Below are 21,126 nucleotides of genomic sequence, written 5' to 3'. Positions count from 1 at the left end.
AGACTGACTAGCTATCTTTTCGGACTGGATGCTTCTTTTTGCTCTGTCATGCAGATAATGGCATCAAATGCTAGGACAGCATCCTGGCGCTGCAGTAGGATGAAAGAAGAGGGGGAAAGCGGGAATGGAATGGGTAGAGCGCATGAACAATGCCATTCAATATATCGAGGAAAGGCTTGAGGGACAAATTGATTACCAGGCCGCAGCCCGAATTGCCTGTTGCTCGGTGCATCACTTCCAGCGCATGTTTTCGTTCATGGCGGAGGTTCCGCTGTCGGAATACATCAGGCGGAGACGGCTGACGCTGGCAGCCTTTGATTTACAGAGCAGCGACATCAAGGTAGTCGAGGTTGCCCATAAGTACGGGTATGATTCGCCTGAGGCTTTTGCCCGCGCGTTTGCCCAGCTGCATGGAGCCACTCCAACTTCAGCGCGTCATGCCGGAACCAAACTCAAAGCCTATTCCCGCATTTCCTTTCAAATTTCGATTAAGGGAGCTGCGGAAATGAATTACAGAATCGAAGATTTAGCCGGGTTTGCTATTGTTGGCGCTCAGGAAAGCATTGATCATCAGCATGCGTTTGAAAAGGTGCCTGCTTTATGGGAGAAAGCGGCAAGCGAAGGGCTGTTCGAAAGACTTTGGGAAATCCGGGCTGAGGCCTCTCCGCTAATCGGTATTTTGGGCGTATGTGCCGATGGAGATTTCGGCAGGAGCGAGACGTTTTACTATATGTTGTCCATAGTCTCGAATGAAGCGCCTCCGGAGGGCATGGTTCGCCGGGAATTTCCGGCAGCGACGTGGGCCGTGTTTGAAGCGGAAGGCGGGCCGGAGGGTATTGCGGAATTATGGAAACGTCTCTATACCGATTGGCTGCCGGTATCCGGCTACGAGCTTGCTTATTTGCCCGCCATCGAACGGTATTTGCCGCCGGAGGAGAACCGGAACGAGCTGTGGGTAGCGGTTGAAACCAAAAAGTGATCGCGGATTGCGAGTTGCGGAAACCCTTTTCCAATATTGGCGTGATGAAGTGAGCGGCTAAAGCTTTGTTACTGACTTGGGCAAAGGCTGAGTATCAAATGAATGCCATAAAACTTAATGGTAACGGGCTAAAAGGCTTGTTCCTTCTATTTTGAGGGAAGCGCCTTTTTAGTTGCTTGTAATCCCATATTTATTAAAAGATAATTATCTATTGACAAGTAAACGTCGTCGTGATAATTTATTATCAAATGATAATAAAGAAGGTGCTTTATGAAAACACTGGTTATTTATACCCATCCCAATCACAAAAGCCTGAACTATGCTTTTTTGCAAAAAACGATGGAAGGCTTGAAGGAAAACCCCCTTGTAAGCGATATACAACTATTGGATTTGTACCAGGAAGATTTTGACCCCCGGCTTGTATTTAATGAGCAAAAGCGAAGGAGAGATATGCACCTCGATCCTGATCTGAAGAAATACCGGGAGCAGCTGCTGTGGGCGGATAAAATCGTATTTATTTATCCGATCTGGTGGGGGCGGCCTCCAGCTATGCTGCTGGGATACATCGACCGGATGATGGCAGCGAATTTTGCTTATCGGAAAAAGGGGAGTTTGTTGCCGGAGGGATTGCTGAAGAACAAGTCGGCCGTTATTGTTTCCACTATGGAGGGGCCAACCCTATATCCATTGCTATGGCTGAACAATGCCCACAAAATATTGATGAAGCGGGCTTTGCTCAAATATGTCGGCTTTAAGAAGGTCAAGTTTTTTGAATTTGGCTCCATGGAAAAGAAAAACGGACCGCAGGCTAAGCGGCTTGAGCAGATTTACAGCTATTTCAAAGCCGTATCCAGCTAGGCTTCAGTAATTGCCGAAGCTACGATAAGGCGGAACTCCTGCAACCCCGGTAATGAGGCAACACCAGTAACTCCAGCACACCAGTAACACCAGCAACACCAGCAACACCAGCAACACCAGCAACACCAGCAACACCAGCAACACCAGCAACACCAGCAACACCAGCAACACCAGCAACACCAGCAACACCAGCAACTCCAGCACACCAGTAACTCCAGCACACCAGTAACTCCAGCAACCTGGGTAACTTCAGTAAACTCGGGTAACTCTAGTAACTCCGGTAACTCTGATAACTCTGATAACTCTAGTGACTCCGGTAATGAGACAATAGTGACAGTTGGGGTTTTCTGTAATCTGGTATTGCCGTGTGAAACAAAAGGGACGGGATAACAATAAACGGCGGGAAAGGTGGAGCATCTAGCCTGTAAAGAGTCGGTTTGTACGAAAAATCGTACAATCCGACAGAATCGCATGTGGAAATGGGCGGCATTGTATGAAAAATCGTACAAAAGGGATCAAACCGCCTGGCATAAATGAGGATTTGTACGAAAAATCATACAAATCGGCAGAATCTCATGTGGAAATGGGTGGAATTGTATGAAAAATCGTACAAACCGGCAGAATCCCATGTGGAAGCGGGCTACATTGTACGAAAAATCGTACAAATCGGCAGACCCATCAGGGCAAGGCCGAATCACCTGCGAGCCCTTCTGCCAACTCTCTTTCACTTGTCCTACGTGACCGCTGCAGTTCGTCTGCTATACCGAGCCCCGCAACCCAGGACCGTTACATCTCGCCCGCAATGCCTAGTAGCGCAACCCGCCGGTGCGGCTACAACTCGTCCGCAATGCCTAGTAGCGCAACCCGCCGGTGCGGCTACAACTCGCCCGCAATGTCGAGCAGCGCAACCCGCCGGCGCGGCTACAACTCGCCCGCAATGCAGAGTAGCGCAACCCGCCGGTGCGGCTACAACTCGCCCGCAATGGCGAGTAGCGCAACCCGCGGCGCGGCTACAACTTGCCCGCAATGCCTAGCAGCGCAACCCGCCGGCGCGGCTACAACTCGTCCGCTATGCCGAGCAGTGCAATGCCGATCAGGACAAACACAATGACGGCGTATTGTGTTTTGCTTAGCTTCTCCTTGAGGAAAATGCGGGATAATAGAATCGAAAAAATGCTGTAGGATGCGATCAATGGAGCCGCAATAATGGCATTGCTGGACATCGCAAACACATAGAAAAACTGGCCGATCGTTTCAAAAATCGCGGCATAGCCCTTAACACGCTCTCCCAGAAGGTTAAAGCGTACTTTTTTGACCCACCGCAAATAAATAAAAACAAGCACTGCGCAGGCAAAAAAGGTGAATTCATAAGCCAGTAAAGCGGCGTCTTCACTAATCAGCTCCAGTTCGTCCAAATAGATGCCGTCCGCAAACGTCCCCAAACCGTCGATGAGGCTGTACAAAATAGGAAACAAAATGGCCATAACGCCAATTTGATATTTGGGGTCGATGGTTGTTGCGCTTGCGAGCAGCGCAGACCGTTCCGCCCTTTTTTCAAGAATGGCAATGCCGATAACGCCAGTTGTGACCACAATAATGCCAACAATCTGCAAAACGCCGAGGCTATGCGTAAAAAAGATGTACAGCAGAATCGCTGTAATGGCCCCAGAAGAATTTTGAACCGGGGAGGATATGGACAGCTCGATGTACCGCAGGCCGATGTAGCCAATGGTCATAGAAAGGATATAAAGCGCTGATACAGGCAAATAGCGAAGCATATCAAAGGGATCAAAGGCAATTCCTTTGATGAGCATATAGGACAAACCGTGTATCCCCATGACCAAACCGACCATGATGACGATTTTGAGATGGCTGAACCGGTCGCCGCGGTCGCTGCCTTTCTTATAAAATAAATCCGCGCCGCCCCAGGCGATGGCGGTTAATAGTGCAAATACAAACCACATGAAAAACAGCTCTCCTTGTTTTTAGACATACCCGTCATTATAAAGCCAGCGGCAGGGGATAAGTCTATGACAAAATTAACAGTTAGGGGATTTTTGTGAAATGGGAAGGAGGGCTGTCACGTCACTTTGTATTGAAGGTGTCACATCACTTTGTATTAAAATGGAGGCTTCCGCCTTTATGCGTGTTCCACGGGCAATATGGGTTCATATACGCATAACAAACTCCCTGCAGTCCTGCCTGATACGCAGTGGGACTCCAGGCATATAACCCCGCCAGATAACTGTCTACAAAATCATCGTATCCGGCAAAATGGCACGTAAACAAACGATGGCATTTTGCGAGCCATGCTTCGGCCTCATCGGAATCATTCAATAACCCCGTCACGAGCCCGCATCGGACGATTTGTACAAATCGCGCAATATCAAAACCTGCCGTTGTACGAACATGAGGGAATATGTTCCGGACAGAGCTGATTTCCTTTATGTTAATATCGCCCCGTTGCCCGGTTTGCAAAAGCCAATTCAAATAATGGATCAGGCTTGGCCTGTCCGTAATATCCCAAAATCGCGCCAGACGCTCCAAGGCGTCATTTTCCATCGTTTCTTTTATAGAATCGGAGCCGTGATAACGATCTTTTGCATAATCCAGACTGTAGAAAATTTCAGCAAAAAAGAGCGGCATTTTGTTAACGTAAAGGCCAGTTTCTCTAATTACTTCAAATATGGAGTAAGCATTGGGCATGATGCAAAATCGGATGTCGCAGCCGACCATAAACCGGATTATGGGGTCCTGCGGCAAGCCTTCAAAGGTAGAGGGGGGAGTGTGTGCGGGCATCATCCGGGCATGCTGCCGGGCTTGCTGAAGCGACAGAACGGGTAGTCCCTTCACGGGCTGCATAAGTCTTTTGGCATAGAGGTAAAAAACGGCAGGGTCTTTTGTATAAAGGTCAAAAAGTCCGTCTTCCGGCTCATGTCCAAAAATACAAAGCGGAAAGGTCTCTTTTCCCGCCTGCAACCAGCGTTCGGCCATTAGGGAATCGTCGGCGAAGTCCAGCAGGTGGCGGTTGCCAAAGGAATCGGCTATTACAATGTTGTACAAATGGCCATGCAGGCCGGAAGTGGAAATATACATCCAAACGACTTGCTCCGGAACAGCACACAGCTCAGGCCATTGCCTGACAAAGCGCCTGTAGCCAAGGTAATCGGTAAGCCTGTTGTGCCAAACCAGCAGATAACACAAAAACAAGGTCGAGATCAGAATAAAAAAGGCATACACATATTCAAATTGAATGGAATAAAAAACGACCGAAAGCGCCAAAACGAAAAAAAGCAGGGCGGTTACGATACCAAGACGCCTGAATTCCGACTTTTTCGACAGCCGGTAGGCCTCAGCCAAAGACATCAGGGGACGGTTTGCTGCTCCTGTCATTCTTTACCTCCCATTACGCTGTCGTTGGCTCTAATCGTATCAAAAAAAGTCTTATTTTGTCATGATTCAGAAGTTTGACAACGATAGTCCCGATTCTCATGAGAAGGTGTATAATCAATAATAATTACAACAGCAGCTGGAGAAGGCCGGCTCTGCCGTCCTTTCAAATATTTCAAAAAGCCGAGGAGGAAACACAATGCCGAATGAACTGGCTATTAAACAAATTACGGAAATCGACCCCTATATAGCGCCATTTTCAGAGATGCTTAGTCTGGTTGTTGAAGGAGGGGCGTCTATCGGTTTTCTTCCACCTTTGAGTCTTGGGGAGGCCGAGGCTTATTGGAGGGGCGTATTAGCGCCCGATGTGCTTTTGTTAGGCGCTTTTGCGGATGGAGCGCTGGCTGGTACCGTTCAGTTGCACTTCTGCATGAAGGCCAACGGCGATCACCGTGTAGAAATTGCCAAGCTTATGACGCATCCGCGCTTTCGCCGGAGAGGGATCGGGCGCGTGTTGATGGAAGCCGCTGAAACAACTGCAATGGGAATGGGAAAAACACTGCTGGTACTGGATACGAGGGACGGCGATCCTTCCAATCAGCTGTATACATCGCTTGGCTACATTAAAGCTGGCAGCATTCCCCGTTTTGCGAAGTCGGCAAACGGAGAATATCATACGACTAATCTGTATTATAGGGAAATAAAGCCTTCAAATTGAGGAATTCCCTCTAAATATAGGAAAAATATAGGGTCACTTATTCATTTCCTCTGTTTTCCTGACGATGAATACGTATAATAGAAAATAGCGGTTACAAAATTACGCTAACGGAGGCCTCTATGATCAATCGCAGACAGACCCCATTTCGATACGTATTCAAGGAGCCAATAGCGTTTGAGCTTCGACTTTTGAGCATTGACGGCGTACAGACGCTTTCCAAGCCCGTTAAAGCTATTCTCTACAACATTAGCAAGTCGGGCTGTTGCGTGTGGCTGCCGCTGCTGCTTCCGATTGAGGAGCGACAAATAGAGGTTAGTCTAGGGCTAGTATTAAATGAAGAGCCCCTTACTCTGGTTGGAGAGCTTCGCTGGAGCCTGCCCGATGATGAAGGCAATCGCTACGGCATCAAGCTGAACATACCGGAGGAGGATCATGATATTTTGCCGCGCGAGCTTCGGGAGCTTGCAGGGCATGGGCGCATTATCGCCGTTTGATCATTATTTCTCTCAGGTTGAAGGAGGAGCTGCTATGAGTGAAGAAGTTGACGCAATCGGCTGGAACGCCATAGACACGGCATTGGAGAACATCTATGGGGAGCAGCAGGCGCGGCATTACGGAACGTCAATACCTTATATGCTGGGCGGCAACGACCCGCTTGACGGCATTAGCGTGTATAGCGCGGAACAGCCTGTACCGCATTGGCATTATGTCACGTACGGTTTTTCCGACCTTTACGAGAAGGAATCCGAGGATGAGACGTATAGCGGCTATGGCTTCGAGCTGACGATGCGTCTGGCGAAAGAGCCGGGAGAGGATGAACCCCCCGCCTGGTGTATGAATTTGCTGCAAAATTTGGCCCGTTATGTATTCAAAAGCGGGAATGTTTTTCATTCCGGCGACCATATGGATGCCAACAGCCCCATCAGGCTGGAATCCGACACGAGGCTGACTGCGCTTGGTTTTGTCACCGATCCCGTGCTTGGAGAAATACATACGCCAAACGGAATGGTGGAGTTTGTTCAGGTGGTAGGAATTACCGCCGACGAGCTGCAGGCCACCCAGATGTGGAATACGAATGGTCTGCTGGAGACTCTGAAGACTTATTATCCACTGTACATGACGGATTTGGAGCGGCCTTCCATTCTGGAGCGTCCCGAGGCGCTTGAAGCCATTACGGATGGAGCAAAGCGTGAAGGGTCCAGCACGGGGATTTTATTCGTGGAGCAGCTGGATTGGCGCGGCGGCGAAGAGGGGGACGAAGCAGGGATATATATTCTTACGGTCGGCGCAAAGCAGGCGGCTATTGTTGGGGGACTGCTCAGCGGGCGGTTACCGTATAATCGGACGCTCACTCTGGTTTCGTCCAGCTGCCAGATTGTATTAAAGCCGGGTGAATCCAACGCCGTCGAGGAGAGGGACGGCGGCATCGATTTGCTGCTGTCTCCAGAGACTGCCCAGGAATGGGGCTTTTTGCTACAGCCCGTTGCAGGAAAGATCATTCCTCCATCCTTCCCGTCAGTTATCATTGAAATTGTGCCTACTCACATTAAGGATACCGATGGAAACATCGTACAAACGATAGGCTGACTCCAATAATTGCACAAGGCTGATTGTCAACTCTTCAGAGAGTCAATCAGTCTTTTTTTATATGTCGAGAAAATTATTGACTACGCTTACATAATGTTCTAATCTAAAGTGAAACTTACCTGAATTTCCAAAAACTCGCAGTGTAAGAAATGGGACTTATGGCAAAGGGGCTTGGAAGATGACAGAGGAATCGAGAACAGAACCGGATCACCATTTAGGTAAAAAGATTGCCGAAGGCGGGTGCTCGGAGGTGTTTGTTTGGGGCGATGCCGGGCAAATTATCAAAATAGCTAAACCCAACACGGGGTTTGATGCCATGGAGAAGGAGTTTGCCAATAACAAGCTGGCATGGGAAAGCGGATTGCCAGTCACGCAGCCTTTCCGGTTGTTGAAGGTGGAGGAGCGGCCAGCTATCATTTTTGAACGTATTTATGGCGAGACGGTTATGGAGCGTTTTTTGAGAGAGCTGTCCAAGGAAGCCTCAAGCTCTTTAGCTGACACGCCAATTATAGAAAATGACGTTCGGCTGACGGCCCGGGCCCTTGCCGCCATTCATAGCAAGCCGCATGATGGCTCCTTGCCTTCCCAGAGAGAAAGCATGAAATATGCGATACAAGCAGCCGGATATTTGACAAAAGGCGAAACGGATAAAATTGCTGCTATTTTGGAGGGATTACCCTCAAAAAATGCGTTTTGCCACGGTGATCCAAATCCTAAAAATATTATGATAAAGGATGACGGAACCTACGTCATGCTGGATTGGATGAATGCTTCTGCCGGCAATCCAGAGGCGGATTTGGCGGAATATATCATTATGGTTAGATATGCAATTTTGCCCTCTACCCTGCCGCCGGCCGCCCTAAAGCGTTTTGATGCCTGGAGAGAAGAGATGATTGCTGTTTTTCTGGATGAATACCGCAAGGAGACGGGTATTACGAGAGAAGAGGCTGAGCCGTGGATTTTGCCGGCATTGGCGCGAAAGCTTTGCGCGGACGGCATCACCGAGGCTGAAAAAGTTCTTTTGATCAAAGATATAAGAGAAAGTCTTGAGCGTACTGCTGTACTTTAACAGGATTGATATATCGTCAACACTGTAGATGGCCTGTTTTATCGGCTGGTGCAGCGGCAAGATATTCTTGGCTATAATAATGCGGCAGAAGCCGCCCATCTCATCTGCTGTATGCTTCAGATGAGATGAGGCGGCTTCTTGTTATGCATCTATTCATTCCATTATTTTGGCAAGTCTCTATTTTCCCAGTAAGCTTTCGACGATAAAGTCCAGCTGTTTTTCCAGCGAGATAGGGTCATTATAATAAAAGCCCATTGGATCAATGCGGAACACATTTCCATTTTTTACGGCGTCAAGATTTTTCCACAGAGCGGTATCGTAAAGGGCGGAAGCCAAGCCGGAGGTGTCGTTGTCCCAGCCGAATTCGCTTGTAAAAATAAAGTCCCCGGCATATTGGGGCAGCTGCTCCAGCGAAAAGTCCTGGCCGGCCAATTCTCCGTCAATCAGTTGTTCCTTGACCAGCGGAGGAGCTTTTAAACCAAACTCGTCATACAAAATTTCTCCGCCTCGTCCGCCTTTATTTCCCCAGCCGTAAATGCCTTTGGCATGGGGCTGAAGAATCGACACGGTTTTGTCGCCGACGGCCGCCACAATATCGGGTTTGACGGCTTCAATTTTTTGCTTCCAATTGTCCACCCAGCTTTGGGCTTCTTCCTCTTTGCCCGTTATTTTACCAAATTCAAGCAGCAGCTCTGCCGGTTTTTGCGCGCCGTATTCAAGGCGGACGGTTGGGGCGATTTGCGAAAGCGTTTCGTAAACCTCTTCGCCCACGTAGCTGAATATAATGATCAGATCGGGATCAAGCGTAAGAATGGCCTCGGGATCGCTGCCGTCGCCTATATTTTGGATGCCCTCTATCATGCCTTCATGAAACGGATTTTCCAGTCCAAAATCTACAGCGGCGATTGGTTTGACGCCTAGCTGAAGCAGGTTGCCGATAGCGCTGCCCGTCAAATCGACAATCCGCTCGGGATTGGCTGGAATCGTAACACTGCCGAAGCTGCTCGTATATACTTTTGTTGCGGCAGCCGGGGCTGTGCTTTCCTGGGCTGCCGGCGTTGCCGTTGCCTGAATAGCCGACGCGCTTTCGGAGGCTGCGGGCGATGGGCCGGGAGCCGGATTGCCGGAGCAGGCGCTCAGCAGAAGCGATAAGCCGATCATTAATGTTGCAGCCGTAAATGAAGCTGATTTTTTTGTTTTGTACAAGGATACCCCTCCATATTCCTTTAAGTGAGAATGGTTTTCACCGCCATCAACACTATAGCATTGAGACGAAGGGGGAAGAAGGGCAAATCCGGTACGGCGAGCTGGCATTTTTGGTATTGTTTTTGGTGCGGCATCGGCTCTTGATCTGAAGGCTGAAGGCGAATAGCGGTAATGCTTTTTGAAGCTTCGGCTTAACGCGTGTGCATCGGGATAACCGACCTGCTCGGCAATAAGCTGAAGCGGAGCGTCAGATTGAAGCAGCAGCTTGGCTGCAGCCTCAAGCCGCAATTCCGCAAGATGGCGCATCGGGCTGGTTTGCAGCTTTTTTTTGAACAGCTTGGTGACATAGCTGACGCTGCAGCCAAGCATGGCTGCCATCTCCTCCAGTGTAATCGGCTGCATGTAACGCTCTTCCATATAGCGGAGCGCCTGTGTGAGGGGATCAGGGCGCAGCGACTCCATCCCGGCGCATTTCATCTGACTAAGCAGCTCGTAGACAAACGGAAAAAAGAACGACCTTGCGCGTAGAGTAAGAAGGGGATCGCGGCTGCTCCAATCCCGATGCATTTGCTCCAGAAGGTTTTGTAAGGCCAAGGGATTTAATGGAGCGAAGCTGAACATTTCATGAAAGGGACGGTTATTGGAAAATAAGCTGAACCATCGCTTTGCGGGCGGCAGCATCAAGGAAGCTTTGTAAAGGACAAGCCAATAATGGAAGGGCTCATTAGCCGCGATATGAAGGGTTGCCCCGCAAACGCCATGCAAAACATGGGATCTCTCCATCCGGTAAGCCGTGCCGTTTAGCCGAACTTGAGCACCTCCCTGAAAGGAGCAAATAAAAGCGTTAGCGGGCAGGCGGTACCCCGCAATCTCTTCCCGGGCTTCCAATCTCATTTGCCGAATATCCAGCACTTTGACAGATGTATGGTTCCATAGCAAAATTTGCTCGTCCAGTCTTAACATAAACATTCGCTCCTTCATGCAGTTGCCTTATCACCATTATATTGATAACGATTATCAACGTAAAGCTGTAACCTATAAAAGGCAGTGTCCAGAATGAGGGGCAGGACTTGACAACTGTAACTGTAATTAATACAATTACAGAAACAAGTGTAAACATTATTGTTACAGTTGAAATAAAAAAAGCAGAGGCGGTGCGGCATATGAATATTCACGTCGAGGATTGGGTTATGGGCAGAACGAGAGAAGGCGCATTGATTCACGGATTTGTTGATTCTCTGGATAATATTAGAGGGATCGCTTCTGTTTATGTGGTGAAAAGCGACCAGGAGCCCTTAATCGGCAAAAAGACGAGCGTGCGTTCAATATGGCTAAGGGCTCTGCCGGATGTTCAGCTTGCGGGAAGTCCGCTTGTTCCGGATTTGATCGATCTGGCGTTGGCGACGGACGATGAAGCGTGGTTTCTGGAATTGTCGGCAGATGCCAATACCGGGAAAGCGGTGGGAATGCAGCCAGCCAATTCGGAAGGCTGGATGGCAGCTCCTATTAACCGTTTAGGCAAGCTGGCGCAATAATGGGATAGAATGCGAGGACTATTTGGAAGGAAATCCAGCCGAACCAAATATGTCGCAAAGAGGATGTATGATACAATACGAAAAAAAAGGCCATGAAACGAGGAATGAAGTTGTCACCCCGGAACGTTGACCGAGACATGCAGCACAGAGATCAGAAGATAAGCGACATATTGGATTCTGCCGTCTATACGATAGCAGGCAAAGGAATCGGCGCAACCAGCATGAAGGATATCGCTCAGGCAGCTGGAATCAGCATCGGCAATTTGTATCATTATTTCAAGTCAAAAGAGGAGCTGCTGGATGTGCTGCTGAAGCGTTCCCAGCAAAATTATGGCGAGCTGGTCAGGGAACTGGAGCGGCTCGATGAGCCGCCGCTCGCCAAGCTGGCCAGACTAACACGGGATTGGCTGACGGTGGAAGAAAACTGGGCGCTTACGATGATTCGCCAGAATGTACGAACAAGCCATCTTATCTCGCATCAAATCCGAAGGGATGTAACGGACCGATTCACGGATAACCTCGCACCAATCGCCTCCATTATGGCAGAAGGGCAAAAGCGGGGTGAAATCAAGGACGGCGATCCCACCCAGTTGGCCTTTTATTTGGTCAGCCTGATCCAGGGGCTTACGCTGCAAAAGGCGCCAGGATACGAGGTTCCGGTTGCTGTAGAAGCTCAAAGCATAGTAAACCTGTTTGTGAAGTGAGAAATATCATACAAAAGCATTGACAGAGATTCCTGACGGTGGTTATAATTCAATACAACAAACCGAATCAAGGTTCGGTTTGTTGGTGAATGGATAACCATATGAGGCAGCTTCCGGTCCGCCGGAGCAGCTATTCGATGAGGAATCTTTTTTTTATTTATAAATCCGAGTAAATAGGGGTGAATTGTTTAAATTGATGAATAATACAAAATCTGAACCTCTGTTGTTAATTAATGACTTAAACAAAATATTTGAAACGCCGGGAGGCCGGGTCGAAGCGCTAAAAAATATTACCTTAACCGTCAATAAAGGCGAGCTTCTAACGATCATTGGTCCCAGCGGCTGCGGCAAAAGCACCCTGCTGAAAATCGTAGCGGGACTGGATACCGGTTACGCCGGCCCCGTTCTGCTGAACGGGAAAGCGATAAGCGGACCCGGCGTCGATAAAGGCGTTATTTTTCAGGAGCCTCGCTTATTTCCCTGGATGAACGTCCTGCAAAATATTGCGGGCAATTTGTCCCTGAGAGATTCCGGAGTACGGGACAGAGTCCATGGGCTGGTTGAGCTGGTAAAGCTGCGCGGCTTTGAAAAAGCATATCCCCGGGAGCTGTCCGGCGGGATGGCCCAGCGGGTTGCTATCGCCAGAGCGCTGCTCCGCAATCCGGAGGTGCTGCTGCTTGATGAGCCGTTTGGCGCATTGGACGCTTTTACAAGAGTTCATATGCAGGAGGCGCTGCTGGAAATATGGGAGAAAAACAAGACGACCATGCTGCTGGTCACGCACGATATTGACGAAGCTGTCTTTTTGGGACAGCGGGTGGTCATTATGGAGCCGCGGCCGGGCCATATTCGTTCCATCCTCCCCGTCAAGCTGACTTATCCGCGTGAGCGGAGTGGTACCGCCTTTCAGGATTGGCGCCGCACAATAATGAATGAATTCGAGAAAGTGGAAGGGCCAGCTGTTGATTTCGGGTCACATATTTAAAATTACGTTCAACCTCTAGAAGGAGTGGAAACCTATGAAAAAATGGATTTTGACAGTAGCGGTTTTGATGATGGTAGCACTGGCGGCCGCTGCTTGCGGCACTAGCTCAAATGGCGGAAACGGTGGAAACTCCGGAAAATCCGGGAACGGATCAGCGGGAAGTGCGACGGCGGAAGCAACGGCCGGGCAGGAAGGCGATAATAAGGGCGGCGAAGAAGCGGTCAAGGATTACAAAGGTCTCAAGCTGGTGCTCGGCGTACAGGGCAGCGGCGGATTATGGGGCAAAGCAAGAGAGGAAAAATGGTTTGAGGACGAGTTTGGCAAGCTGGGCGTCACGATTGAATGGGCTGAATTCCAGAGCGGCCCTCCCATGACCGAAGCAATGGCATCCGGCAAGCTGGACTTTGCGGGACTTGGCAATTTGCCAGTTGTGGCGGCTCAGGCTGCCGGCATCCCCTTCCGTATTATTTCCGAAGCGCTTGACGGTAAAAACAACGTGGCTATTATTGTTCCGCCAGACAGCGAAGCGGCTTCGATCAGCGACCTGAAGGGGAAAAAGGTAACGGTGACGACAGGCAGCAACGCCTTTAACTTCCTGCACAGAGGCCTGAAGGAAGCCGGTTTGTCCTCGTCGGATATTGAAACGATCAACCTGCAGCCTAATGAATCTCAGCCTGCCTTTGAAGGCGGCAATGTTGATGCATGGGCAACCTGGGAGCCTTACATTACGCTGGAGATATTGACCGGCAAAGGGAAGGTGCTTGCTGATGGCAGCGACCTTGGCATCTTGTCGCATTCCTTCTACATTGTGCGGGAGAAGATAGCGGCCGATTATCCGGAGCTGGTGACGCTATACTTATCGGTATTGGAGAAGGCCAGACTGTGGGAGGAAAACAATTACGAGGAAGCGGTAAAACGATATGCCGGGGAGCGCGGCGTGCCGGAGGCCGTCATACAAGGCATTTTGACCAACAGCCGCCAAACTAATATTCCGGTCAGCGAAGCGACGGCGGCCGAATTGCAGAAGACGGCGGACTTCCAATTTGAGATCAAAACCATTCGCAAGGAAATCAAAGTTGCGGATATTATCGACAATCAATTCATTGATGCGGCTCTGGCAGCGGCTCAGCCTTAATGCTGCGAGCCGGATGAGAAAACAGGAGAAAGGCGGCGGTTGAAGTGAAAAAAGAAGGGGCTGCGACACGGCTTCGCCTTGCTGCTGGAAATGCGCTGCTGGGCTGGCTGCTGCCGCTGGCGATTGTAGCAAGCTGGCAGGCAGCGGCGGCCCTTGAGCTTTTAAATCCGATTTTGCTGCCGTCGCCTTGGACCATCGTTGAGGAATTTGCGGCATTGGCAAGCTCCGGTGAAATGCTGCATCATCTGGGCATTTCCGCATGGCGGGCTCTGCAAGGTTTTGTGCTGGGCGGCGGGGCAGGGCTGTTAGCCGGTATCTGGGCAGGCTTTTCGTATCGGATGGAACGGCTGGTCGATCCCTCGATTCAGGTGCTGCGCACCTTGCCCCATCTGGTCATTGCTCCGCTGTTTATTTTATGGTTCGGCTTTGGGGAGTTATCGATGGTGCTGATTATTGCCAAAGGGGCATTTTTCCCACTATATGTTAACACATTTCTGGGTATCCGTTCCGTCGACAGCAAGCTGTTCGATGTGGCAAGAGTGCTGGAGTTTAGGCGCAAGGACATGATCCTGAAGCTTATTGTGCCGGCTGCGCTGCCAAGTATATTGCTAGGCATCAGGCTTTCGCTTGGCATCGCCTGGCTAAGTCTGGTGGTAGCGGAAATGATGGGCGCAAGCTCCGGCTTTGGTTATTTGATAATGGATGCAAGATCCTTTTCCATCACCAGCCTTGTCATTGTTGGCATTATTGTATTTGCGCTGGTTGGCAAGCTTAGCGATTCATTGGTCAAAATGCTGGAGCGCAGGCTGCTGTCATGGCAGGACACCTACAAAGCGGAGGCGGTGAAGGGATGAGCGACAAGCAGGCTGCGCTTCCGACTGCCCAGGTGCAAATCGACGGTCAGAGCCCGGCGGGCACAGGCCAAGCGCAGAAGCGGAGAAACGGAATGGCATCCACCCCTAAGAGCGACAAGCCAAGCGGCGGACTGACTGGCAGGTTGACAGGCAAATCATCGGGCTTGCTGGAACGCGTGCCTCCTTACCTGCATGGCTGGATTTTGCCCATTGGCGTTGTGGTGCTATGGCAGCTGTCCGGCACATTCGGCTGGATATCAGCCGACCAGCTGCCTGCCCCAACCGCTATTATTAAAAGCTATTATACGGAGGCGGTAAACGGCGAGCTGTGGCGGCATCTGTTTATTAGCTTAAAGAGGGTTATTTTTGGATTTGCGTTAGGTACATTGACGGGACTGCTTCTGGGACTGTTTACGGGCTTGGGGCGTATTGCTGGTAAAATGCTCGATCCTTCTCTGCAAATGCTGCGCACCGTCCCGCTGCTGGCGCTCATTCCCCTGTTTATTCTGTGGTTTGGCATCGGCGAGTTTTCCAAAATATTAATGATCTCCCTGGGAGCTTTTTTCCCCGTCTACGTGAATACGTATCTTGGCGTGCGGTCCGTGGAAAGCAAGCTTTACCAGGTTACGCAAATTTTAAATTATTCGACCTGGCAGCGGCTGACCAAGCTGATTTTGCCTTCGGCCTTGCCCAATGTGCTGCTTGGTTTCCGTCTTGCTGCGGGCAATGCCTGGCTGGTGCTCGTGGTGGCGGAGATGATGGCGACCAGCGCGGGCATCGGCTACATGATTCAGGATGCCCGGACGTATACCCGCACGGATATCGTGTTTGCCGGCATCTTGATTTTTGCGCTTGCCGGCCGGTTATCGGATCTCGCCGTGCGCCGCCTGGAGAAAAAGTGGCTGGGCTGGCGCGATGTATACAAAGGCTAGAGACGAAGTATAAGTTCAACTAATAGCAATGGCATAAGCGCTCGGAAGAACTATTCATACGGCGACCGCCTGCCTCTGATAGCTGAATTTATAATTTGCTAGAGCAGAAAGGACAAAGAGTATGAGCTTACAGAAAAGGGACGGCCGCCTTCATTTAGGCGCCTTCATTTATTATGCCGGTCATCATCATGCGGGCTGGCGCCATTCCGAATCCGGCGCCGAAAATATGTTCAAGCTGCCTTATTATGTGGAGTTGGCCAAAACGGCGGAGCGCGGCAGGTTCGATATGCTGTTTTTGGCTAATCTGTTGTACGTCCAGCCCTCCGAAGGAGCGGCTAACGGCATGCTGGACCCTGTCGTTGTTTTGTCCGCAATCGCGGGCGCTACGGGAAAGCTGGGGCTTGCGGGAACCATCTCCACAACCTACAGCGAGCCTTACAATGTAGCCCGCGCCATGGCTTCGCTTGATCATATCAGCGGAGGCAGGGCGGCGTGGAATATCGTAACCTCCCAACTGGATCTGGAGGCGTTGAACTACGGAAGGGAGAAACATCCCGATCATGCTCTCCGCTACGAAATGGCGGAGGAGTTTACGGAAGTGGTGGCGAAGCTGTGGGATAGCTGGGGGGAAGACACGCTGCTGCTTGACCGGGCTGGCGGACGTTTTGCCGATTTTGGACAGCTCAAGGAAGTGGACTACAAGGGTCGCTGGTATGGTGCCAAAGGTTACCTGAATGTGCCGCGTTCTCCGCAAGGACGGCCCGTTTTGATTCAAGCGGGCTCTTCCAGCCAAGGCCAAGGCTTTGCGGGACGTTTTGCCGATGTTGTGTTCACGGCGCAGCAATCTCTAGAATCTGCACGGCAATTCCATGACGCTGTTGGCGACCAGTTAGCGATAGCGGGCAGGGCGCGGGGCAGCGCCAAAATTATGCCGGGCCTTTCGCCGATCATCGGATCGACGGACGCCGAGGCCAAGCGGAGGCATGAGGAGCTTCAGGAGCTGATCACTCCCGCAATGGCGGTGGAGGTCATCTCGCGTTTCGTTAATTATGATTTGAGCGGCTATTCCGCAGATCAGCCTTTGCCCCAGCTTCCGATTGATCTAGTGGCAAGCTCCAATGGAATGAAGAGCAGAGTACAGCTATTTATGGATCTCGCCTATAACAAAAAGCTGTCGATTCTGGAGCTTGGACGCATCTTTCTTGGCGCAAGAGGGCATTTGCAGTTTATCGGCACGCCGGAACGCTTGGCAGACCTGATGATTCAGTGGTACGAGGAAGGCGGCTGCGACGGCTTTAACATAATGCCTCCTGTTTTGCCGGGTGATTTTTCGCTTTTTGTTGATGAAGTAGTGCCCATTCTTCAACGGCGAGGAAGATTCCGCCAAGACTATGAAGGCGATACGCTAAGAGATCATCTCGGGCTGGAAAAATGATATAAATGATAAAAAAACGGGATTCCCGGTTCTTTAGAAACCGAGGCAGTCTCGTTTTTTGTGTCGGGATTGCGGGCACAAGCTGCCCGCCGTTCCAGCGATCGACTGAAACCCGAAGCTTTCTGATACGTATTTCCAAGAGATGTAATAGAAGGGAACTGATTGGAGGAAAAGTATGCGACTGATTGCAGAAAGAATATCGAAGCAATTTAATGAAAAGCAAGTGCTCAAGGAAGCCAGCTTTGCTTTTGAAAAAGGGAAGATATACGGTTTGCTGGGACGTAACGGAGCAGGCAAAACAACATTGTTCAACTGCTTGAGCGGTGAACTGGCTATGGACAGCGGCAAGGTGCTGCTGGATGATGATGGAGTCAGCGTCGAGGCAAAGGAAGAAGATATCGGATACGTGTATTCACTGCCGCTTCTGCCGGAGTTTTTGACGGGTTATGAATTTATCAAGTTTTTTATGGAGGTTAATGAGGACAAGCTTGAGATGGACCATAACATCGACGGATATTTTGATCGGATGAGGATCAGTCAGGAGGATCGGCACCGGCTGATCAAGGGATATTCGCATGGCATGAAAAATAAAATTCAAATGCTGCTTTTCCTGATTACAAAACCGCTTGTTATTTTGCTGGACGAACCGCTCACGTCCTTTGACGTCATTGTGGCTCTGGAGATGAAAAATATGCTGAAGGAGATGAAGAAGGATCATATTCTCATTTTCTCCACCCATATTTTGCAGCTGGCGTCCGATTTGTGCGACGAGCTCGTTATTTTGAACAAAGGGGAATTGTCAGCGGTGCCGGCCGAGCTGCTGAAAAGCGCGGAATTCGAAAGCACGGTGATTGATTTGCTAAAGGATGATCATCATGTCGATGCTTAAAACCTTGCTGGTTCTAAGAATCTCCACGTTCACTAATCTGCTTATCTATTATGCGCAGCGCATGCCGCTGATCGGGCGCTTGATTCCGGATTCCCTTTACGCGCGGCTGGATTTGAAAAACGGATTTGCGGCAGCGGTCTTTTTGCTCCAGATTTTATACGGATTTGCTATACGTTTTGCTTATTTCGGCCTGATGCTGTATGTCCCCGTCATGTTTATGTCGAAGGATATGGAGCCTGATGTTCGTTTAAATGCCTTCTATCATGTGTTGTTTATGCTAAGCTTTGTCATATCCGCAGTCAGCAGCGCAACGATATTGGAGCCCAAAAGGGAAAAATATGTTGCGGTCAAGCTGATGCGCTTATCTCCCGCCCATTATATGAAGGCTGTTTTATTATATAAATATGCCACCTTCCTCATTTATTCGCTGCCTGCCATGTTTGTGTTTGTTTCCTTGCTGGGCGGTTCGGCTTTAGAGGCGCTTCTGGTGACGGTCAGCCTAACCTTGTGGCGAGCGGGAAGCGAGTTTCTTCACGCCAAGGTTTATGACAAAATTGGAGTTATTTTGATCAAGCATATGCTTATCGCGTGGACGACGATTGGCGTCGGCGTGATCGCGGCTTACGCTCCCCTGTTTCTCGACATGCCGCCGTTCGCGGGGGAACTGGTTCGGAGCCTATGGGTTTGTTTGGTTTTTGCCATATTGGGCATTGTGCTAATCATTGGACTGGCTGCTTACAGGGGGTACGCCGAAGTGGTGAATGCCGCGACCAAACGTGATGATCCGCTGCTCGATCTGGGGAAAATGGTGGTTGAAACTCAGAAAACCAGCGTCCAGGCAAAAGAAAGCGATTATGCGGAGGCCGCAGTTCTGGGGAGCAAGGTTGCCGGAAAACGCGGATATGCTTATTTAAACGCTATTTTTATGGCTCGTCACGGCAGCCAGATTCGGAAGCCCGTGCTAAAGCGTGTAGCCGTATTTGGCGCGATTGGCGTTGCCGTGTTTTTGTTTTCGCTCACAGGCAAGGAACGTTTGGAAGCCTTGCCGTGGAGTTTTAATACCATCGTTTCCGCGCTTGTGCTTGTTATGTACTTTTTGACTGTTGGCGAAAAGGTTTGCCGATCGTTTTTTTACAATTGCGATATTCATTTGTTACGGTACAGCTTTTACCGCAAAGCGGCTCCCCAGCATTTCAGTATTCGGCTTTTGACGATCATTTGGCTAAATGCGCTTGTTGCGGCGGCGGTTGCTTTTGCGCTAACGCTCATCTCATTAGCCAGAGGCGGGGAAGGAAGCTTAGAGCTGACCATGCTTTGGGTGGGGCTGGTGGCGCTATCGGTATTTTTTTCGGTTCACCATTTATTTCTGTATTACATTTTTCAGCCCTACTCCACAGAGCTCAATGTCAAAAACCCGGCTTATCACATCATCAACACTTCCGTATCCGTAGCGGGCGGTCTCAGTCTCGCTCTGAAGCCCACGGTGATTGCATTTGCTTGCATATGGAGCGGGCTGGCACTGGTGTATGTCCTTATAGCCATAGTCGCTGTCCGAAAATACAGCGCGCGGACATTCCGCGTTAAATAGAGGGGCTCGCGTAGACAGCTAATTAACTAATTGTACCGTGCGCGAAGCTGTGATATCATGCCCTGCAAGTCCTCAGAGGACGGCATGCGCAATCTGGCAGAGGCTTCCCGCAGCCCTTCGGTTGTCTGGGTTTGCCGGATGACGTCTTTGACGGCTTGTACAAAGGATGCCGCGGCTTGAGGGCCGAGCTCCGTCAGCTCTTCAAGACTGGCCGTGCTTTCTCCGGTTACGATGGGGTGGCCTAGGCTATTATCGTTATCGGATGCGATATTATAGAAGGAGCGGACAAATTCCGCACGTTCGCGCCCCGATCCTTCGGCAACAACAAATGCCTGAATGATGGCGGCATGCACCTGCCTGCGCTGGGCGATGCCGCAAAACTTGTATCCGCCGATGCTCAGATCAAAGTCGCCGGGGCAATACGCACCCTGGACTTCTCCCTTTTTCACGGCTTTGTTTGTATGCTGCAGCGCCCGGGCAATCAGACGGTACATCGTTTCGAAGTCCCCATTGTAGCCGGCTTCCGAAGATTCATTTTTGGGCAAAATGAGCGACAGATTCACAACTCCGCCATCCAGCGGAACCGCAGCGCCGCCGGAATTGCGGACCATGACGAGCCATCCGTTTGCTTGCAGCCACTGCTTGGCCTTATCGGCATAAGGCAGCCGGTTGTCCCGCGAACCCAGAATAAAGGCGCGGGGTTGTCTCCATAGATGGCAAACCGCAGGTCCGCCATTGCCTGCGCTTCGGCATAACAGCTCGTCCATAGCAAAAGCGTAAAGCGGATCGGGTTGGCTCAAATCGCTGCTTCGATCCAGCAAAAGTATATTTTTCCCTATAGGGGCCATGTGCAGATTCCTTTCATGCGCGATCGTTCATGCCGCTATCATTGATTTTATGCGTTATTCAGCGGAATGCGGCTAATACTGCTTTTCATGCTTTAAGCGTATTCCTAGAATAACAGATACCGGGGCTCGACTGGAAGGCGGATCTTTTACAATGGGAGTTTCATTTTAGTATGGAATGCTTAAGTGCTCGTGTGTTGAAGTATTGGAGTGTTGAGCATTGGGGTGCTTGAGTGTTTGAGTCTTGGAGTGTTCAGTATTGGGGTGTTGAGTGTCTGAAAGCTTGAAGTGATTGACTGTTTGAGTTAGATGATCGCTTGTACGCTGGGCCGGACGATTATGTCCGTTAGCAACTGATATGAAGTTATTCACCTCGGCTTACGGTCATCCGTGGCCGTTACCGCTCAAAAACGGTGC

Annotated in this window: 20 protein-coding genes; 15 read left to right on the top strand and 5 right to left on the bottom strand. The window is 50.2% G+C overall.

The features are described 5' to 3' along the window. Positions 1–124: 124 nt before the first annotated feature. Both A7K91_RS18145 and A7K91_RS18140 read left to right on the top strand, forming a co-directional pair. Entirely contained in the window at positions 125–979 is an 855-nt protein-coding gene (locus A7K91_RS18145; protein ID WP_068685325.1) for an AraC family transcriptional regulator, read from the top strand. 270 nt (positions 980–1,249) lie between these two features. Then, on the top strand, positions 1,250–1,837 hold the full coding sequence (locus A7K91_RS18140) for an NAD(P)H-dependent oxidoreductase (protein WP_068685323.1): 588 nt from the start codon (positions 1,250–1,252) through the stop codon (positions 1,835–1,837). A gap of 3 nt (positions 1,838–1,840) precedes the next feature. On the opposite strand, the gene A7K91_RS26865 is transcribed toward A7K91_RS18140, so the two are convergent. From A7K91_RS26865 to A7K91_RS18125, 3 genes are all read right to left on the bottom strand, one after another. Next, positions 1,841–2,041, bottom strand: a complete 201-nt coding sequence (locus tag A7K91_RS26865; RefSeq protein WP_068685321.1) for a hypothetical protein — start codon at positions 2,039–2,041, stop codon at positions 1,841–1,843. Positions 2,042–2,892: 851 nt separating this feature from the next. After that, complete coding sequence (locus A7K91_RS18130; protein WP_068685319.1) at positions 2,893–3,801, bottom strand: DMT family transporter; 909 nt, start codon at positions 3,799–3,801, stop codon at positions 2,893–2,895. Between the two features lie 145 nt (positions 3,802–3,946). Further along, positions 3,947–5,230 carry a DUF1266 domain-containing protein gene (locus tag A7K91_RS18125; protein WP_068685317.1) on the bottom strand — a complete coding sequence of 428 codons (1,284 nt, stop codon included), beginning with the start codon at positions 5,228–5,230 and terminating at the stop codon, positions 3,947–3,949. A gap of 196 nt (positions 5,231–5,426) precedes the next feature. On the opposite strand from A7K91_RS18125, the gene A7K91_RS18120 reads away from it, so the two are divergent. The 4 genes from A7K91_RS18120 to A7K91_RS18105 all read left to right on the top strand — a co-directional run bounded on the left by A7K91_RS18120 (position 5,427) and on the right by A7K91_RS18105 (position 8,601). Beyond that, the gene (locus A7K91_RS18120; RefSeq protein WP_068685315.1) at positions 5,427–5,945 is read left to right on the top strand and encodes a GNAT family N-acetyltransferase; all 519 of its coding nucleotides are present in this window, start codon (positions 5,427–5,429) and stop codon (positions 5,943–5,945) included. A 119-nt stretch (positions 5,946–6,064) separates the two neighbouring features. Further along, a complete protein-coding gene (locus tag A7K91_RS18115; RefSeq protein ID WP_068685313.1) occupies positions 6,065–6,439 on the top strand; it encodes a PilZ domain-containing protein in 375 nt (124 codons plus the stop codon). A 34-nt stretch (positions 6,440–6,473) separates the two neighbouring features. Continuing rightward, complete coding sequence (locus tag A7K91_RS18110; RefSeq protein ID WP_068685384.1) at positions 6,474–7,532, top strand: suppressor of fused domain protein; 1,059 nt, start codon at positions 6,474–6,476, stop codon at positions 7,530–7,532. Positions 7,533–7,710: 178 nt separating this feature from the next. Then, on the top strand, positions 7,711–8,601 hold the full coding sequence (locus A7K91_RS18105) for a phosphotransferase family protein (RefSeq protein ID WP_068685311.1): 891 nt from the start codon (positions 7,711–7,713) through the stop codon (positions 8,599–8,601). A 177-nt stretch (positions 8,602–8,778) separates the two neighbouring features. On the opposite strand, the gene A7K91_RS18100 is transcribed toward A7K91_RS18105, so the two are convergent. Then, on the bottom strand, positions 8,779–10,770 hold the full coding sequence (locus A7K91_RS18100) for an AraC family transcriptional regulator (protein ID WP_068685309.1): 1,992 nt from the start codon (positions 10,768–10,770) through the stop codon (positions 8,779–8,781). Between the two features lie 200 nt (positions 10,771–10,970). Here A7K91_RS18100 and A7K91_RS18095 point away from each other — a divergent pair, with 200 nt between their 5' ends. From A7K91_RS18095 to A7K91_RS18055, 9 genes are all read left to right on the top strand, one after another. After that, complete coding sequence (locus A7K91_RS18095) at positions 10,971–11,342, top strand: hypothetical protein (protein ID WP_156739643.1); 372 nt, start codon at positions 10,971–10,973, stop codon at positions 11,340–11,342. A 110-nt stretch (positions 11,343–11,452) separates the two neighbouring features. Next, positions 11,453–12,046 (top strand): TetR/AcrR family transcriptional regulator, encoded by a 594-nt coding sequence (locus A7K91_RS18090; RefSeq protein ID WP_068685382.1) that lies wholly within the window; start codon positions 11,453–11,455, stop codon positions 12,044–12,046. A 196-nt stretch (positions 12,047–12,242) separates the two neighbouring features. Further along, a complete protein-coding gene (locus A7K91_RS18085) occupies positions 12,243–13,031 on the top strand; it encodes an ABC transporter ATP-binding protein (protein ID WP_068685305.1) in 789 nt (262 codons plus the stop codon). 34 nt (positions 13,032–13,065) lie between these two features. Further along, positions 13,066–14,166 (top strand): aliphatic sulfonate ABC transporter substrate-binding protein, encoded by a 1,101-nt coding sequence (locus A7K91_RS18080; RefSeq protein WP_068685303.1) that lies wholly within the window; start codon positions 13,066–13,068, stop codon positions 14,164–14,166. 44 nt (positions 14,167–14,210) lie between these two features. Then, positions 14,211–15,020, top strand: a complete 810-nt coding sequence (locus A7K91_RS18075; RefSeq protein WP_068685301.1) for an ABC transporter permease — start codon at positions 14,211–14,213, stop codon at positions 15,018–15,020. Then, the gene (locus tag A7K91_RS18070) at positions 14,981–15,952 is read left to right on the top strand and encodes an ABC transporter permease (protein ID WP_245697636.1); all 972 of its coding nucleotides are present in this window, start codon (positions 14,981–14,983) and stop codon (positions 15,950–15,952) included. The genes A7K91_RS18075 and A7K91_RS18070 overlap by 40 nt, the downstream gene beginning before the upstream one ends. A 121-nt stretch (positions 15,953–16,073) precedes the next feature. Beyond that, positions 16,074–17,387 (top strand): LLM class flavin-dependent oxidoreductase, encoded by a 1,314-nt coding sequence (locus tag A7K91_RS18065; RefSeq protein WP_068685298.1) that lies wholly within the window; start codon positions 16,074–16,076, stop codon positions 17,385–17,387. 175 nt (positions 17,388–17,562) lie between these two features. After that, positions 17,563–18,276 (top strand): ABC transporter ATP-binding protein, encoded by a 714-nt coding sequence (locus A7K91_RS18060; protein WP_068685296.1) that lies wholly within the window; start codon positions 17,563–17,565, stop codon positions 18,274–18,276. Next, entirely contained in the window at positions 18,263–19,864 is a 1,602-nt protein-coding gene (locus tag A7K91_RS18055; RefSeq protein ID WP_068685294.1) for a hypothetical protein, read from the top strand. The genes A7K91_RS18060 and A7K91_RS18055 overlap by 14 nt, the downstream gene beginning before the upstream one ends. A 26-nt stretch (positions 19,865–19,890) precedes the next feature. Here A7K91_RS18055 and A7K91_RS18050 read toward each other — a convergent pair whose 3' ends face one another. Continuing rightward, the gene (locus A7K91_RS18050) at positions 19,891–20,712 is read right to left on the bottom strand and encodes a lipoate--protein ligase family protein (RefSeq protein WP_068685292.1); all 822 of its coding nucleotides are present in this window, start codon (positions 20,710–20,712) and stop codon (positions 19,891–19,893) included. Between the last annotated feature and the right edge of the window lie 414 nt (positions 20,713–21,126).

The sequence above is a fragment of the Paenibacillus oryzae genome (assembly GCF_001675045.1).
Classification (GTDB): domain Bacteria; phylum Bacillota; class Bacilli; order Paenibacillales; family Paenibacillaceae; genus Pristimantibacillus; species Pristimantibacillus oryzae.
The sequence above is the reverse complement of the archived record's forward strand: the minus strand, read 5'-3'. Positions and strand labels throughout refer to the sequence as shown.

What these genes read in the sequence shown, in the direction of transcription:
- A7K91_RS18050 (WP_068685292.1), bottom strand. Translation starts at nt 20,712, where the DNA reads ATGGCCCCTATAGGGAAAAATATACTTTTGCTGGATCGAAGCAGCGAT.
- A7K91_RS18080 (WP_068685303.1), top strand. Translation starts at nt 13,066, where the DNA reads ATGAAAAAATGGATTTTGACAGTAGCGGTTTTGATGATGGTAGCACTG.
- A7K91_RS18115 (WP_068685313.1), top strand. Translation starts at nt 6,065, where the DNA reads ATGATCAATCGCAGACAGACCCCATTTCGATACGTATTCAAGGAGCCA.
- A7K91_RS18145 (WP_068685325.1), top strand. Translation starts at nt 125, where the DNA reads ATGGAATGGGTAGAGCGCATGAACAATGCCATTCAATATATCGAGGAA.
- A7K91_RS18095 (WP_156739643.1), top strand. Translation starts at nt 10,971, where the DNA reads ATGAATATTCACGTCGAGGATTGGGTTATGGGCAGAACGAGAGAAGGC.
- A7K91_RS18105 (WP_068685311.1), top strand. Translation starts at nt 7,711, where the DNA reads ATGACAGAGGAATCGAGAACAGAACCGGATCACCATTTAGGTAAAAAG.
- A7K91_RS18060 (WP_068685296.1), top strand. Translation starts at nt 17,563, where the DNA reads ATGCGACTGATTGCAGAAAGAATATCGAAGCAATTTAATGAAAAGCAA.
- A7K91_RS18065 (WP_068685298.1), top strand. Translation starts at nt 16,074, where the DNA reads ATGAGCTTACAGAAAAGGGACGGCCGCCTTCATTTAGGCGCCTTCATT.
- A7K91_RS18125 (WP_068685317.1), bottom strand. Translation starts at nt 5,230, where the DNA reads ATGACAGGAGCAGCAAACCGTCCCCTGATGTCTTTGGCTGAGGCCTAC.
- A7K91_RS18055 (WP_068685294.1), top strand. Translation starts at nt 18,263, where the DNA reads ATGTCGATGCTTAAAACCTTGCTGGTTCTAAGAATCTCCACGTTCACT.
- A7K91_RS18070 (WP_245697636.1), top strand. Translation starts at nt 14,981, where the DNA reads ATGGCAGGACACCTACAAAGCGGAGGCGGTGAAGGGATGAGCGACAAG.
- A7K91_RS18140 (WP_068685323.1), top strand. Translation starts at nt 1,250, where the DNA reads ATGAAAACACTGGTTATTTATACCCATCCCAATCACAAAAGCCTGAAC.
- A7K91_RS18120 (WP_068685315.1), top strand. Translation starts at nt 5,427, where the DNA reads ATGCCGAATGAACTGGCTATTAAACAAATTACGGAAATCGACCCCTAT.
- A7K91_RS18110 (WP_068685384.1), top strand. Translation starts at nt 6,474, where the DNA reads ATGAGTGAAGAAGTTGACGCAATCGGCTGGAACGCCATAGACACGGCA.
- A7K91_RS18100 (WP_068685309.1), bottom strand. Translation starts at nt 10,770, where the DNA reads ATGTTAAGACTGGACGAGCAAATTTTGCTATGGAACCATACATCTGTC.
- A7K91_RS18085 (WP_068685305.1), top strand. Translation starts at nt 12,243, where the DNA reads ATGAATAATACAAAATCTGAACCTCTGTTGTTAATTAATGACTTAAAC.
- A7K91_RS18130 (WP_068685319.1), bottom strand. Translation starts at nt 3,801, where the DNA reads ATGTGGTTTGTATTTGCACTATTAACCGCCATCGCCTGGGGCGGCGCG.